Source organism: Paenibacillus sp. AD87, from assembly GCF_001659845.1.
GTDB lineage: Bacteria > Bacillota > Bacilli > Paenibacillales > Paenibacillaceae > Paenibacillus > Paenibacillus marchantiae.
Window position 1 is genome coordinate 4,089,011 of sequence record NZ_LXQN01000007.1, and the last position, 13,867, is coordinate 4,102,877.

General features: G+C 44.7%; 19 protein-coding genes. 2 read left to right on the top strand and 17 right to left on the bottom strand.

What is annotated here, in order from left to right; all coding sequences use genetic code 11:
• Positions 1–47: 47 nt before the first annotated feature.
• From gpAD87_RS17810 to gpAD87_RS17845, 8 genes are all read right to left on the bottom strand, one after another.
• Positions 48–1,331: an S-layer homology domain-containing protein gene (locus gpAD87_RS17810; protein WP_064639522.1), complete on the bottom strand. Its 1,284-nt coding sequence runs from the start codon at positions 1,329–1,331 to the stop codon at positions 48–50.
• A gap of 342 nt (positions 1,332–1,673) precedes the next feature.
• On the bottom strand, positions 1,674–2,087 hold the full coding sequence (locus gpAD87_RS17815) for an NUDIX domain-containing protein (RefSeq protein ID WP_231952610.1): 414 nt from the start codon (positions 2,085–2,087) through the stop codon (positions 1,674–1,676).
• Positions 2,088–2,250: 163 nt separating this feature from the next.
• Positions 2,251–2,613, bottom strand: coding sequence for a cupin domain-containing protein (locus tag gpAD87_RS17820; RefSeq protein ID WP_064639527.1), 363 nt, complete (start codon positions 2,611–2,613; stop codon positions 2,251–2,253).
• Positions 2,610–3,128, bottom strand: a complete 519-nt coding sequence (locus gpAD87_RS17825) for a GNAT family N-acetyltransferase (RefSeq protein ID WP_072734060.1) — start codon at positions 3,126–3,128, stop codon at positions 2,610–2,612. Before gpAD87_RS17825 ends, gpAD87_RS17820 begins: the two co-directional genes overlap by 4 nt.
• A gap of 167 nt (positions 3,129–3,295) precedes the next feature.
• On the bottom strand, positions 3,296–3,718 hold the full coding sequence (locus tag gpAD87_RS17830; RefSeq protein ID WP_331710894.1) for a GNAT family N-acetyltransferase: 423 nt from the start codon (positions 3,716–3,718) through the stop codon (positions 3,296–3,298).
• A 168-nt stretch (positions 3,719–3,886) separates the two neighbouring features.
• Positions 3,887–4,255, bottom strand: coding sequence for a YybH family protein (locus gpAD87_RS17835; RefSeq protein WP_064639530.1), 369 nt, complete (start codon positions 4,253–4,255; stop codon positions 3,887–3,889).
• Between the two features lie 44 nt (positions 4,256–4,299).
• The gene (locus gpAD87_RS17840; RefSeq protein ID WP_064639531.1) at positions 4,300–4,794 is read right to left on the bottom strand and encodes an 8-oxo-dGTP diphosphatase; all 495 of its coding nucleotides are present in this window, start codon (positions 4,792–4,794) and stop codon (positions 4,300–4,302) included.
• A 277-nt stretch (positions 4,795–5,071) separates the two neighbouring features.
• Positions 5,072–5,857, bottom strand: coding sequence for a DUF3891 family protein (locus tag gpAD87_RS17845; protein WP_064639534.1), 786 nt, complete (start codon positions 5,855–5,857; stop codon positions 5,072–5,074).
• 193 nt (positions 5,858–6,050) lie between these two features.
• On the opposite strand from gpAD87_RS17845, the gene coaA reads away from it, so the two are divergent.
• Together coaA and gpAD87_RS17855 are read left to right on the top strand one after the other, a co-directional pair.
• Positions 6,051–6,980 carry a type I pantothenate kinase gene (gene coaA, locus gpAD87_RS17850; RefSeq protein ID WP_063564168.1) on the top strand — a complete coding sequence of 310 codons (930 nt, stop codon included), beginning with the start codon at positions 6,051–6,053 and terminating at the stop codon, positions 6,978–6,980.
• 58 nt (positions 6,981–7,038) lie between these two features.
• Positions 7,039–7,401, top strand: a complete 363-nt coding sequence (locus gpAD87_RS17855; protein ID WP_063564167.1) for a DUF423 domain-containing protein — start codon at positions 7,039–7,041, stop codon at positions 7,399–7,401.
• Between the two features lie 70 nt (positions 7,402–7,471).
• Here gpAD87_RS17855 and gpAD87_RS17860 read toward each other — a convergent pair whose 3' ends face one another.
• The 9 genes from gpAD87_RS17860 to gpAD87_RS17895 all read right to left on the bottom strand — a co-directional run bounded on the left by gpAD87_RS17860 (position 7,472) and on the right by gpAD87_RS17895 (position 13,856).
• Complete coding sequence (locus gpAD87_RS17860) at positions 7,472–8,023, bottom strand: histidine phosphatase family protein (protein WP_064639536.1); 552 nt, start codon at positions 8,021–8,023, stop codon at positions 7,472–7,474.
• A 32-nt stretch (positions 8,024–8,055) separates the two neighbouring features.
• The gene (gene murI / locus gpAD87_RS17865; protein WP_082935157.1) at positions 8,056–8,880 is read right to left on the bottom strand and encodes a glutamate racemase; all 825 of its coding nucleotides are present in this window, start codon (positions 8,878–8,880) and stop codon (positions 8,056–8,058) included.
• Between the two features lie 245 nt (positions 8,881–9,125).
• Entirely contained in the window at positions 9,126–9,512 is a 387-nt protein-coding gene (locus tag gpAD87_RS17870) for a hypothetical protein (protein WP_082935158.1), read from the bottom strand.
• A gap of 227 nt (positions 9,513–9,739) precedes the next feature.
• A complete protein-coding gene (locus gpAD87_RS17875; protein ID WP_064639541.1) occupies positions 9,740–10,435 on the bottom strand; it encodes a GNAT family N-acetyltransferase in 696 nt (231 codons plus the stop codon).
• A gap of 233 nt (positions 10,436–10,668) precedes the next feature.
• Entirely contained in the window at positions 10,669–11,553 is an 885-nt protein-coding gene (locus gpAD87_RS17880; RefSeq protein ID WP_064639543.1) for a hypothetical protein, read from the bottom strand.
• Positions 11,550–12,131, bottom strand: coding sequence for a GNAT family N-acetyltransferase (locus gpAD87_RS17885; protein ID WP_082935159.1), 582 nt, complete (start codon positions 12,129–12,131; stop codon positions 11,550–11,552). Before gpAD87_RS17885 ends, gpAD87_RS17880 begins: the two co-directional genes overlap by 4 nt.
• Positions 12,128–12,709 (bottom strand): DJ-1/PfpI family protein, encoded by a 582-nt coding sequence (locus gpAD87_RS17890; protein ID WP_064639545.1) that lies wholly within the window; start codon positions 12,707–12,709, stop codon positions 12,128–12,130. Before gpAD87_RS17890 ends, gpAD87_RS17885 begins: the two co-directional genes overlap by 4 nt.
• A 21-nt stretch (positions 12,710–12,730) precedes the next feature.
• Positions 12,731–12,853, bottom strand: a complete 123-nt coding sequence (locus gpAD87_RS32815) for a hypothetical protein (RefSeq protein ID WP_256336659.1) — start codon at positions 12,851–12,853, stop codon at positions 12,731–12,733.
• Positions 12,854–12,893: 40 nt separating this feature from the next.
• Positions 12,894–13,856: an SDR family oxidoreductase gene (locus gpAD87_RS17895; RefSeq protein ID WP_269453516.1), complete on the bottom strand. Its 963-nt coding sequence runs from the start codon at positions 13,854–13,856 to the stop codon at positions 12,894–12,896.
• Positions 13,857–13,867: the final 11 nt, after the last annotated feature.

Below are 13,867 nucleotides of genomic sequence, written 5' to 3' on the forward strand. Positions count from 1 at the left end.
ATTAATTTATAATGGAGTTTCAGTACTCACTCACCGCCTTGAAGAAACTACATGTTCTGAATTTGAACTAAATCATTGTTGTTAGCTTTTAAATAATAAGAGCCACCTTTTGCCACGAGCACAGAGGAAGTCCAAAAACGTTTTTTAACATCTTTCTTTATAAGATTACTAGACATCTCTGGAATAGTTATGAATCCATTTTTTTCGGCATGTTTAACATCCATACGATTAAATCTTAACAATGCACTGTCTAGACCACCGCTAAAAGCTAAGAGATTCGATTTTTCTATATTGGATGTAAACGAAATATCTGCAAATGTCATGTAGCTTCCTGGAAACTGAATGGAATCGGGACCAATAAACAGTGATGAGTAAACCCCTTTCGGCGTGCCTTTCGTAACATCTACTACAATAATTCGATGCAGTCGAAGTATGCCGGAATTATTAGAGAGAGTTATATCTCCCTTAGATAGATCACTTACCGTAACAGAATTTTTAGTATAAAAGTAATTACTAATCGTCGTTAAATTCGTTCCTGTTGTACCTACCTCACGCATTTCATTCAGATCACTGTACTTCCCTGCATCCGTACCCTCGACATCCATATAACGCAGCAAAATGGCAGACACTTCAGCTCGCGATGTTGGATCAGCAGGCTTCAAGGAACCATCCTCAAATCCACCCACAATGCCAGTGCCGCGAACAAGTGCAAGATAAGGAATTTGCTCTGCACGAATCGTTCCCCGATTTACTTCAGGGGTAGGTAGCAGTGTATTTTTGCTATCGTCAAAAGCATCATGGAAACTAGTTCCGGACTTGATCAGTCCGTTCGCAATCCATTTCATCATCTCGTAGCGTGTCAGCTCGGCATTGGGGTTGAATCCTTTCGGATAATCACTTGCATGAATAAAGCCTTGGCCAACCAACTGTGTCACAGCTGATTCAGACCAGTGCCCCTTGAGATCAGCAAAAGGGTTCTCGCTTTGTACCTTTTCCAAGCTGGTTGCACGGCTGAGAAGTGTGGCATACTCACCACGTGTGATTTTGGCATTGGGGCGGAACGTACCATCCTGATAGCCGGAGATCAGATTTTTATCATAGGCTTTAACAATTGTGGCTTGCGCCCAGTGCCCTTTGATATCTTTGAACTTCGTGAGCGCAGAAGCAGTTGTGCCCGCTCCATTCGTGCTTGTAGCAGCATCCACAGTAGACACCAGACCCACGGTTCCAGTAGTCAGCAGCGTTCCTGCCAGCAAAGCCGTCGTCAACAATCCGACTATTAACACATTCCTTTTTGATTTACTACCGTTTAATCTCATCTGCTTCTTCAAATCTACTCACTCTCCTATGTACCTTAGTATGGGGCAAACTTCTGCTTCTTCAGCAATCGTACTACTCTTCAAGCCAAAACCTAAATTTGTCATAATCATCAATATTCTACCATGCAAATCTAGGCTATTGGTATTATTTTTCAGCAATCCCCATCACTACAAGGCCTGCAACCTCCCCTTCCAAAGACCTAATTCACCCCTAAAAACACAAAAAAAGGCCACGAATCCGCAGATTCATAGCCTTATGCTTTAAGGTGTCAGTCCTATTCATTTGAAAAAATTGTAATCTATCTATCACAGAATAAACGATTCTGTTCCATTTGACCAGTCCTAAAATTCAAATCAAGTAGTTTTGTTAATCATATACTTTGCAAATGGCGTCAACGATAACACTCCGACCTCTTCCATAGTAAACCATTGTGCGCCCAGCGAATCTTCACCATCCGGGTCCCTTTTGATCTCATAAGGCCGACTTTTGCTTGTCAAATATACATCGTATAGAATTCCAATATGGTGCAGCTCTTCCGGCTCGCCTTCGTAAACCCACTCCAATACGTTCGATTCCGCAGAACGAATCACCAATTGTAGATTGGAAAGACCCGTCTCTTCCTCGATCTCACGGTGTAGGGCGGTCTCTGGTTGCTCACCAAACTCCAACCTTCCTCCAGGCAAATCCCATTTCCCTAGATAGGCTCCTCTAGCCTTATGTATTAACAGGACTTTTTGCTCCCAAGTGACTAAACCGTATACCCCCATGTGTGTGTACCGATGCACTTAAAGGTTCTTCCTCTCGTCTGAAAGATGCCTAACTTGCTCTTCCAATCTACGAATACGCTTATTCAACTGATAGAACGATGGAGTAAATATCACTCCAATAATAATAACAATGACCCAAACACTCAAATCATCAGCCCCTATCTTAAGAATCTCCCGACTCTAGCGATAACCGAACAATCAGTTCTTCACCTTCAATCAACAATGCGGTTAACCCTTTATCCGATCCAGATTGGTGATTCTCTCCGTTGGTCCAATACGCGGCTTCTCCCGATCGTACAGCTACCCGTTCGCCTGTCTCACCTTCCACCCAACCTTCCCCTTCAAGCACCAATAACACCTGCTCTCCCACAGCTGGATGCAAACCTACACTTCCTCCTGCAGACAGTTTCAGTTGTGCTACGTGGCAGGCTGTTGCGCTTCGGAGTAACGGCGTAATCTCTGCTCCCTCACTGCCATAAGCGGTGATGGTACGTCGGTCCTCTGGTTTGAGACGATATATCTTCACTTCTTATTCTCCTCTGCCACGGTATCCAGATCCAGAGACAAACGAATCATATCGACGCAGCGAATACCATCTTCTATAATCTCTTCTTCATAATGCTTCACAAAGAAATCCCGATCGACCCCTACAATGCGAAAACCACAGCGTTGATATAGCTTCAACTGATGAAAACTTGAGTTGCCTGTCCCAATTTCTACCGTTCGACCACCGAGCCTGCGTGCTGCCTCTATCGCTTCCTTAATCATGTGTTTGCCAACGCCCTGTCCCTGTAACTCTTCCTGTACGGCAATATTAACAATCTCTACCGTCTCTGGACGCGTCTTAAGCAAAACAAACTCTCCTACCATTTCTCCTTCATATTCAGCGATAAAGCAAACACCGCGACTCAGATATTCGTCAACTATGGCTTTGGACGGATCAGCCATCAATAAAAGTTGATAAGGTTTTTCTTCTTCCCAGTCCAAAATCCGGAACGACAATTTCACACCAATCTCCACCTTTTCCTCGTACATATTCATTTACGTCCCGTTTGCAGAAGCCTATGTATGGCTAGTCACCAAATATATAACAACCTTCCGTATATAAATGTTTTAGTCTGAATTCATATTTTTCTCTTTATTATAACTTCGGGTTACTCCGGAACGATTTTTATACTTTATTTCAACCATCTAGTTCACCAAATCTATTAGCTATTTACCGCTCCAGCCTGATTTTGATAATGACGAATCACCATGCCAGATGCTTTTTGCATGCCCTGTTTCTCATAGAACTCCTGAAGTTCGTTATCGCACAAAAGATCAATCATATAGAGATCACACAGACGATTAAACATACGCTTGATGAGATCTGTTCCGATGCCTTTACCCTGATACTCCGGAAGTACTTCCAATAAGGGAATATATGCACTAAGAACTCCATCTGAAATCGCTTGAATAAAGCCCACCACATTTCCGGTTTCTTCATCAACAGCCAGTTCGACAGCATAGGATTGTTCCAGCAACTTCAGAAATGTAGGCGTAGATGGAGGGTTTGGCCAACCTTCGAAAAAATCCCCGCTAAGTTGGTCGGTACCTATTCCCTCCAGCGATTCACGAAATGTAATATCCATAATAGCAAGTCCTCTCCTTTTAAAAAGTAAACTTCATTATATCATAATATCTGGATATAAATATATAGAATTGGCTGATAAAATAAGAGACATGCTTCAAATAGAAGCCTTAATTATTAGCTTTATTCATGTAGACTGTTATAACAACGCAACGTTCTATTCCTCACGTTATACACCCGCACTTAAATGTTCGTGGATTAATTTCCATTCTCCGTTGATGCCTGCAACAAAAACATTGGTAGCCCGACCTTTTCCAGCAGCCGGCTCCCCTTGATACATTCCTTTCCAGTGATAGGTATAAATACAGACCGCCTGTTCTTCGCCAGTCGTAATCCACGTGACATCTTCTGCACGATATACCTCATCCTTGACTGTCTCCCAAGCGTTTTCAAAATAAGCCCGAATTTCGTTAAGGGTAGTACAAGACGTTCCCGTAAACCAATATACGGCATCCGGTGATAACCATTTGCTTACCTCATCAAACTGATGTGTATTGGTTGCTGCAATGTATCCTTCCAGTGCATGCTGGTATCCCATAAATGCTTCCTCCTCCTGAGCGTTTTGAATTATTTAACTTCACTCTATTCAAGAACCGAATCGCTATACACCATAAACGTCTCTTTCAGTGTACGTCCGGTTGATTTCTCCCAAATCACACTCCGCTCAAACGTACCTGCTTGAAAAAATCGCGGGAAACGTTCTGCAAACCAATCCTGCATGGGCAGCTCAAGCGCCTGTCCTAGAGACACCCACAACAGTTCGCCTTCCGGCGGCTCGTTCAATAGCTCTCCCTCATAAGAAGTAGCCACGTAGTTGAAGACCATATAACGCAATCCTTGCTCCGGATCACAAAATTCATCAAGACCTTTGTATGTAATCTCTTTCACAACAAGTCCTGTTTCCTCTTTAACTTCTCGCACGGCACCATCCACAATACTTTCTGGAAAATCAACTTTCCCTCCAGGAGCAATGTATCCCGGAAATCCTTTTTGGTTCGGACGATTCATTAATAGCACCTGATCATTCCGTTTGTCCCATACCATACACATCGTTAAAATCTCAGTTCTAGTGTTCATGTTTATCCTCCCAGTTGCCTTATACAAAACTTAATCCCTTGCAATTCATACATAGAATTAAGCTTATATACTTCGTTGTACACTAACACTTCTGGTACATAGATAGATTCTCCTGCTTCAATCTCTATTCCGAATCTCTCTTCACTTTCCTGATTATCTGCAAATTCAATTTTGATATAAACGCATACGAAAGACGGACACCGGAAATTTCGGAGGCCCGCCTCTTTATGATGTATGCAATGTTTTGCTTTTGAACCGAATATCGAATAGGCGATACTCAGCTCATGCCTGTAATTAATACCCGGCGCTCTTTCCACTCGGCACGGCGATAAGCCTGCAGCAGACCAAATTTGCGGATACTTGCTTTCGGTACCGATTTGTAAGGCATAACGACTGTAAAGTCCTCATCAAACGGCACAAAAGACAATCCGACTTTCTCATTGGAAAGCCACTCGGCCTGAATGGGCTGCCTTGAACAGGCGTCGAAGGTAGAGCCCAGTCCATCAGCGAAAAAATCATAACGTGCAGCAGGTGTTCCGGGTTCCTCCATACAGAGAAAAAGGCTGAGCTGATCACAAAATAGCATAATTTCTAAATCATGTTTCAGCCTAAGCTTCAACGCTTCACCACTACCAAGCTGCTGTTCCCAACGTAACTGATGCTCCCGTTCATCGTTTAGATACTCCCTGATATCTTCATCATCATTTGCGTTAGCACCCAGGTTGTTTTGAAACAAATCTGTATACATCATGCTGCACAACAACCCGGCGTACAGGTTTTTCTCCCGAACCTCTTCAATACCTTTACGGTAAAATACAAATCGTGGACGTAGCGGAAAATCACGAAACGAATACGGTATCTGACTATAATCATTCCAGAATGGAGCAGAATCCAGTTCAATCCATCCCCGGTCATGCTCTTTTGCGGCAAAAATCAGATCTTCTCGATGCGCTTCATCAGTTAATAATTCCGTTTTCCAATGGGAAGCCATTTCTCCGGCTACTAGTCCATGCTCATGCTGTGCGGTCAAAACAAAATCATGCTCTCTCTCATATACGATCATTTGCTGTCACCCTCCCGCATGGTATACGTTGACTTTAACATAATTTGGTTTACAATTTCCTATAAGTTGCTTTTCATTCAACTTTCAGGGAATATACTAAGGGACCATCAATGCAAAGGTGTTGTCAGTTCCCTGAAATTTGGTACACTAATGATTGTGCCAACATAACATTACATACAGAAAGCGGGATCTCATGAATTTATACTCTCCTTACACCGAGTTTAACCGCAAGGAATGGGCTGACTTGAAGAAATATCAGACCACTCTGCCACTAACGACAGCGGAATTGGAACAGCTAAAGGGATTAAATGAAGAGGTATCCATTCAAGAAGTTGAGGATATTTATCTACCTCTTACCCACTTTATTGACTTATATGCAGGAGCTTCACGAGAGCTGAATCGCTTAACGGCATCTTTTTTAAAAAAAGAAGCACATCACGCTCCCTACATTATCGGTATTGGGGGCAGTGTTGCCGTGGGCAAAAGTACAACTGCCCGCCTGCTTCAGGCTATGCTGGCCAGAGGCAAAGGAAATCCAAAGGTGGATCTGGTCACTACGGATGGTTTCCTGTATCCCAATGCCGTGCTGCAAGAAAAAGGCATCATGAACCGAAAGGGATTCCCGGAAAGTTATGATATCAAGTCACTGATTCAGTTCATGGGTGATGTCAAATCGGGCAAACCCGAAGTGATGGCTCCCGTATACTCCCATCTTGCCTACGACGTCATTGCAGGTGAAGAGAATGCCATATGTCAGCCGGATATCCTCATTATTGAAGGAATTAACGTGCTCCAGGTCAAAAAGGAAACCCCACTGTTGGTCAGTGATTTTTTTGACTTCTCCATCTATATCGATGCAGAAGAGGAGCATATCCGTCACTGGTACATTGAGCGTTTCAAGCTGCTACGCAATACAGCTTTTCAGAATGAGAATTCCTTCTTCCACAGCCGTTTTGCCAATCTGGAAGAAGATGAGGCTGTTCTTACGGCAAGTCAGATCTGGAAAGATATCAATGCCAAAAATCTGCACGAAAACATCCTGCCAACCAAAGGACGAGCCAGACTGATTCTGAAAAAGGAAGCGGACCATTCGATTCAGCGCATCCAATTGCGTAAGCTGTAAGCATCATAATGAGCAGAAACATTCTGCTTAATACTCATTAAAAAGGAGACAAGACTACATGCAGATCTTGATTGTACTTGGAAGTATCATGATGTTTCTTGCTGTTGCCCTTGGAGCATTCGGTGCACATGCGCTCAAACGCAGATTGTCTGCTGACATGATCAAAATATACGAGACTGGCGTTCAGTATCACCTTGTTCACGGACTCGGAATCATCCTTCTCGGACTGTTCGCTGATCGACTGGAGCAGCCTTCTCTTGTGTTGCTGGCTGGATGGCTGCTATTCGCCGGCATCCTCTTGTTCTCGGGCAGTCTGTATGTCCTAAGCGTAACTGGCGTTCGAAAACTGGGGGCGATCACACCCCTTGGCGGAGTAGCATTTTTGGTCGGTTGGGTAATGTTATTAGTCGCCGCTTTGTAAAACCAACATCGTAAACTGAAAAGAGTGTTCTAGCCGATCTCAAAAAATCGCTGGAGCACTCTCTTTATGTTTAACTTCGCCCTATACGGCGAATGCTGTGTGTGACTTTATCTCCCTGCTGTTTTTCCAGGACATATACATCAGGATTAGATAGATTTTTCCACTCCTCGAATCCAAAGGATTCATCATGGCTGCGAATGAGCAGAGATAACAGATTACCGTGTGTAATCACAGCCCCGCTATGCTCAGGCCGGCTCCACAGCTCGTCCAGCACCTCAAGGCCCCTGGCTGTCGCGAAACGAGAAGATTCACCACCTTCTTCCGTCCAGTCTTCGTCCGTGTATGTACGTTCAAGCACATCCATCCAGTTATCCAGATGAAGGGTACTAAGCACCCTTTCTTGAAGACGTTCATCCGTATGTATATGTTGCAGGACGGTTTTGCCCAGTGGGGCAGCGGTTTGAAGTGCTCTTTTCCACGGACTCGACACAATGTATTGGATTGGGTGCTCCGCCAACATCTCAGCAAGTTCTTCTGCCTGACGAAGTCCTTCATCCGTAAGCTCGGCATCCAGTTCTTGCCCTGTAGCTTTGGCATGACGAATGAGATAAATAGACTGCATCGCCCTTCAACTCCTGTTGATTCAAATTACATTCAATGCTTCTCCAGATATTCGAGTGCAATTCGCATGTTCTCCCGGTCTTCCGAACGGCCAGATGAACTAAGAAAAGTAACCTTTTCCTCTGTCCACACACCCTTTTGATCTGCCAACCCAAGAAGCTGCTTCAAGCGGTTAACTGTTCCCGTACTGCCATCAATAATCTGAATATGATCTGGTAGAACCGTACGAAGAATCGATGTGTAAAACGGGTAATGCGTGCAGCCAAGCACAACTGTACCGTATAAGTTCAGATCAAGATCAGCCAGTTTAAGGCGGAAATACGCCGCAATCTTCTGTGGATCAAAGTCCAACTGCTCACACCACTCCACAAGTTCAGGTAATGGAATGGAATCGACACTGTGGTGGTCATCCACACGGGATACCAATTCATGATATTTCGTTTGACTCAAAGTCAGGGCTGTAGCAAATACAAGCACTCTTTTGCCGCTTCTTCGATTCATTTCCACAGCTGGTTTCACAGCAGGCTCCATCCCGATAACGGGGATATCATACTTGGCACGTAAATCCTTCACGGTCAGACTGGTCGCTGTATTGCAGGCAATCACAATCGCTTGCACATTTTCCTGAACAATAGCCTCCACACAATTGAAGATATGTCCTCTAACCTCATCGGCGGACTTGGTCCCATAAGGAACATGCAATGTATCGGCATAATACAGAAACGCTTCTTCAGGGAATTGATGCAATGCTTTATGCAAGACGGTTAAACCACCGATTCCCGAGTCAAAAAATGCAATTTTCTTCTTCAAGGGTTTCACCTCTATAACGTATTCTTTCAGGTTCCTGGAACCTCTCATTCCTGCTCATGATGACTGGGAGGTGAGTTATGTTATTCCGGATCATCACAGACGTTAACGTTTGACGATCTGCGGTGATCGTTTCGGTTACGGATCGTTCTTTCGATCGCTGTTGTCTCCAAATTTTCTTGATATATTTTATAAATGTCCAAATTTGGAGACAAAGGCGAACGCTACCGCTTCTTCAGAATCGATTCCGTTCCCTCCACTACCTTCGCTGTAAGTCATGCACTAATGAAGAGCCATTATTCTAACTTCATTTTATACTGTCTGATCCAGTCTTTGCCACTTTGCCAGCGTTCCACGGGGTTACGCTCTCCGAGCAGTTCAGTACTAGCCTGAGCCATAAGCCATTCCTTAAGGCCATCATTCGAACTGGACTCCAGCTGCTGAATCAGGACGTTCAGTCCCTCTTCACCCGTATCCAGAATCTGAGCATACGCCTCTGTATTAGCAGCAATATAATCACCTGGATTACTGCTGGTCAGAATCTCAGGTTCGTTCACGATTTGCTGAAGATTGCTATCAATTTTCCAGCTAACGTCATGACTTTCCACCTGATTCGAGCATGCTACCAACATCCATGCTGCACACAGCATCACCGTGCTGCTTGCAATACGTTTGCGAATCATGGAATCACTCCTGTCCCTGCTCAAACTTATGAACGGCATTCTCATTAAATTCGACATACCTATGATCATAATTATACTCATCCCGATAGATACGGATATGCGCTACAATGACTTATTACAGGTCCTTTTGTAAACAAGTCCCAATCATTGCTGCAAGACCAACTTTTGTTTTTGAGTTTCAACGAGCAAATTGATGCAATTCATTTAACATAAAAGAATCCATCTTTTTATGACGAGGTCGTGATGCTGAAATCCACACCAAACTGGATTAGTCCCAACTTCCGGGCAACAGTCTGCGAAGCTATATTATCCCATGATGTACTATAGATTGGAATGCGCCCACTCTCTTTAACATAATACTGCCAGCACTTTACCGCCTCTGCTGCATAACCCTGTCCTCTGAAATTAGGCGCCGTATACAGACTAGCCTCAGCACCCTGTTGGGATACACGGGCTGAACAACATACAGCAACAGCCGAATTCTGCATAATATAAGCGGCAATGGGCATTTTCTCTTGCAGTCGTTCTATTAAATCAGGAAAATGCTCTTCCAGCAAAAAAGCACCATGACTCTCTATAAGCTGAACATTTGGATGCCATTCGCCGCACTTCTCGGGAAATGTATAAGCCGGGCCCATCCATGCACTCTTCACTGGCTTAAACGTCTCCACTCTCCGAATCAGCTTCGCAATATCGAGCGGAAGCTCAGCATCACAGCCTAGCTCTTCAATCAGAGTGAACGGCAACTGCTCATGATAGTAGGAACATTGCCCGACAGAAGTTATTCCAATAAATAAGGCTGGAGCCTGCCCACCATCCGGTTCGTTAATACTTAACAGACGCTTCTGATTGTCCATCGTATACAATGTATCTGCCTGAATTTTCATCATATCCATGGGTGAACGGTTTGAAATGGGATTCATAATTACGGAATGTACCTCTGCAATAATGGTTCGCCTACACTTCTTTTTCCAGCGTCATGCTGCTTCAGAAAATCAGTTATTAATCCTGATATCGTATATTTGCACACTGGCTATACCCCCTCATTAATTTCCATTATACGGTATATCACGTGCAGATACGAATCAAATGTGCACAATTGCGTATGAGTAATATATTAGAGAATTTTAAGATCTAGACAGTGATTCAATATCGTTTATTGATCCTGCAGCACGGCTTTTTTCCATGCTTCACCCAATTCAGCAACCGATGCATAACGACTTGCCCGCTCAGGGTCTACTGCTCGAATAACCACCTGGTACAACGCTTCTCCCGCATCCCATCTGGCATATGAACGATCCAACTCTCCACCCAGCAGGGAGAAAGCCATCGCTCCTAAGTTGAACACATTCGTAATTCCATCCATTGGTGCACCCAACTCAAATTCCTCAGGAGACATAAACCGGGATGATCCCCACATCCGTCCCATCGTATTCGTGAAAGAGCCCTTTCGATACAAATCAATATCACATATTTTCATCGATTGTTTGTCAAAATCATAGATCAGACTGCCATCGTAAAAATCAACAGCCACATACCCTCTCCGTTGCACTTCGATGTAAAAATCCAAAATACGCTCCATCGCCTGAATACGCGTCTTTACCGGAAGCTGTCTGAATCGATAATAGGGGGAACGAGGGTCCTCATATTTAGCTGGTGGTGGAAAATCCCAATGGGAATGCAGACATTCTCCTTCCACCCAATCGAATACACAGGCGTAGCCATGTTCTGTTGCAAAATGGTCTTTTAAATGAATCAATGTGTCATGTGCCAAATCTTCGTATATGGAAACGGATGATTTCAAATAATGAATCGCTTCGGCAGGTGCACTTATACTGTTCGCATGTATCGTGCATGCTCCAGCATATTTCACGAATATCCGCTTTCCGTCCAGACCCAGAATACCAAAGGACAAATTGCCAGAATCCTGCTGATCAAACACACGGAATACAGTACCCAGGCGCGCGATCCACTCGAATGAATGAGGTTCTTTTAACTCAAAAGAAATGCCGTCAAGTTCAAGCTGAATCGTGTCCGTCATAAGTCACCACCTGCTTCAACATGGTCATCGCACATATTCAAACGCTCAGCATAAAAGTACGTCATATGCGCTTCATCGTAACCTTTTCCCTGAACGACCAGTGCATTGCGCTCAATGCCATAGGTTTCAAATCCATGCTGCTCATACAATCGCCTTGCTGACCCGTTTGTGGTAACCACACTAAGATTGATTTGCTCTATACCTTCCAATTCCCTGCCCCGATCCAACACTTCGCGGAGCAAGCGGGAAGCAAGTCCACATCCACGATAAGACGGGGAGACATAAACTCCCCAGATGTATCCTTTGTGCCTCAGCTTTAGTCCATGTTCTCTTTTGAACCCCATCGTTCCTGCGAGGATGCCTTCTTCTGTATATGCACCCAGAATGTAATCATCAGCTTCATTATGTATACGTTCCTGCACTTCACTCATGGGAAGCTGAATGGACATTTCAAATGAAGCCCCGAAGGCTTCCGGATGATTTTTCAGTGCTTCCAGCCGCAAAGGCCAATATTTCTCTGCCTCATCTCTTCGTATATTGCGAAGGATGAACACGTTCTCCTTTTGACCTTCATTCATTCTTCAACAACTCCCTGCATGTCATAAGGATAATCGATCTGGAGCTTCACATTATCTGCGGCTTCCTGGCCTGCAAGCAAACCTACAACATAGACCCCAAGATCAATGGACGTCGCTACCCCGCCGGCTGTGATCACATTTCCGTCTTTCACAATCCGGGTTTGAATCACCTCAGCAACATATGGCTCAAGCAGTTCATAGACATTGGGATGCGTTGTTGCTTTTTTACCCGTTAAAAACCCCGCCGCCCCCATCAGCAGAGAGCCTGTGCACACGGATACCTTCAGTGGAACATTCTCGGCCTGTCTCAGCCAGCCGACAAAAGCCTCATCGAATCGAAGCTTGCGTGTTCCCATACCACCAGGCACAAAAACGAGATCATATTCCGCCAAATCAGGCTTCACCCGGTCCACCTTCAACGTTAAACCCGATTCGTCTCTAACCTGATCTGTCATCGCACATGTTTCCCACGTTGTGCCTTTGGTTTGTTCAAAGAAATTCAACCGATTGATCACATCATAGAATCCTGCAAAATCAAGGAAAGTCAAACCATCAAACAAAACAAAAGCGATTTTCATATGAAAGGCCTCCATTATTTTTTATTTCGACGCATCCCGTTCCATGGCTTCCTTCACCCAATCACGTTCGGGTAGTTTACTGTTGATACGGAAGAGCAGGCCAACAATGGATAGCAGTAAAATAATGACGATGATTTCGAACATAGCTCTTTACCCCCAGCATATTAGTTGAGTGCGTTTTGCCCTACTTCAGTCCACGCGCAATAATCCACTCCAGCCATTTCCATGGAAGCAGCAGCTTGACAATGATAAGCAAACGCGAGCCTTTGCCCAGCGCATAACGAAGTCTTGGTGCACGCATCCGTGCAATGCGAGCAATCAGATCGGCCACTTCCTGCGGATCAGGTGCAGTCTCTCCAGCATGCTGGGAATAGCGAAGAACCGCATCCAGCTTATCTTTATAGGGAGAATCATCGCTCCTGTGAATTTCGCCCAAGCCTTTACTCCATATGGGTGTACGATAAGCACCCGGCTCTACCAGCACAACCCGGACGCCAAACGAGGACATCTCATGTCGCAAACTTTCCGTGAAACCTTCAACGGCGAATTTGGATGCAGCATACGGCGCATAACCTGGAAAACCGGACAATCCGCTGACGCTGGACAAGTTGATGATCAATCCCTGCTTTTGCTCACGCATGATAGGCAGGACCGCACGTGTAACGGCAATCAAGCCAAACAGATTCGTTTCCATTTGCCGACGCCAATCATCCATGGATACTTCCTCAATAAATCCGCCAAGCGCAAATCCTGCATTGTTCACCAGCATATCGATCCGCCCATTGTTTTGAAGTACCGTCCGAACAGCCCCCTGCACTGAATCAGCATCCGTTACATCCAGGCGAATAACCTGTAACCGATCCGAAATGCCCGCCTGCTCCGCCAGCCTTGCCAATTCTACATTCCGACTCAAATCTCGCATCGTTGCTGCAACACGATATCCTTGTTTAGCCAGCGTAACCGCCGTAAGCATACCGAATCCACTCGAAGTACCCGTAATTAACACCACAGGGGCGTTTGAGTCGAACTCTTTCGATCTCCCCACGGTTGAACCTGTTTCTCCCTTTATATTATCATCCTCTGTCTGTATCTTCTGTTCTGTCATCTGCTTCACCTCTTCCTTCGGTGGATTTAGTCGATTTATCACGTTACCTTATC

Coding starts and splice junctions, on each gene's coding strand:
- gpAD87_RS17860 (WP_064639536.1), bottom strand. CDS start 8,023: ATGCAGTCTATTTATCTCATTCGTCATGCCAAAGCTACAGGGCAAGAA.
- murI (WP_082935157.1), bottom strand. CDS start 8,880: ATGAGAGGTTCCAGGAACCTGAAAGAATACGTTATAGAGGTGAAACCC.
- gpAD87_RS17835 (WP_064639530.1), bottom strand. CDS start 4,255: ATGGGATACCAGCATGCACTGGAAGGATACATTGCAGCAACCAATACA.
- gpAD87_RS17890 (WP_064639545.1), bottom strand. CDS start 12,709: ATGAAAATCGCTTTTGTTTTGTTTGATGGTTTGACTTTCCTTGATTTT.
- gpAD87_RS17830 (WP_331710894.1), bottom strand. CDS start 3,718: ATGGATATTACATTTCGTGAATCGCTGGAGGGAATAGGTACCGACCAA.
- coaA (WP_063564168.1), top strand. CDS start 6,051: ATGAATTTATACTCTCCTTACACCGAGTTTAACCGCAAGGAATGGGCT.
- gpAD87_RS17845 (WP_064639534.1), bottom strand. CDS start 5,857: ATGATCGTATATGAGAGAGAGCATGATTTTGTTTTGACCGCACAGCAT.
- gpAD87_RS17875 (WP_064639541.1), bottom strand. CDS start 10,435: ATGAATCCCATTTCAAACCGTTCACCCATGGATATGATGAAAATTCAG.
- gpAD87_RS17880 (WP_064639543.1), bottom strand. CDS start 11,553: ATGACGGACACGATTCAGCTTGAACTTGACGGCATTTCTTTTGAGTTA.
- gpAD87_RS17840 (WP_064639531.1), bottom strand. CDS start 4,794: ATGAACACTAGAACTGAGATTTTAACGATGTGTATGGTATGGGACAAA.
- gpAD87_RS32815 (WP_256336659.1), bottom strand. CDS start 12,853: ATGTTCGAAATCATCGTCATTATTTTACTGCTATCCATTGTTGGCCTG.
- gpAD87_RS17855 (WP_063564167.1), top strand. CDS start 7,039: ATGCAGATCTTGATTGTACTTGGAAGTATCATGATGTTTCTTGCTGTT.
- gpAD87_RS17885 (WP_082935159.1), bottom strand. CDS start 12,131: ATGAATGAAGGTCAAAAGGAGAACGTGTTCATCCTTCGCAATATACGA.
- gpAD87_RS17815 (WP_231952610.1), bottom strand. CDS start 2,087: ATGGGGGTATACGGTTTAGTCACTTGGGAGCAAAAAGTCCTGTTAATA.
- gpAD87_RS17825 (WP_072734060.1), bottom strand. CDS start 3,128: ATGAATATGTACGAGGAAAAGGTGGAGATTGGTGTGAAATTGTCGTTC.
- gpAD87_RS17870 (WP_082935158.1), bottom strand. CDS start 9,512: ATGATTCGCAAACGTATTGCAAGCAGCACGGTGATGCTGTGTGCAGCA.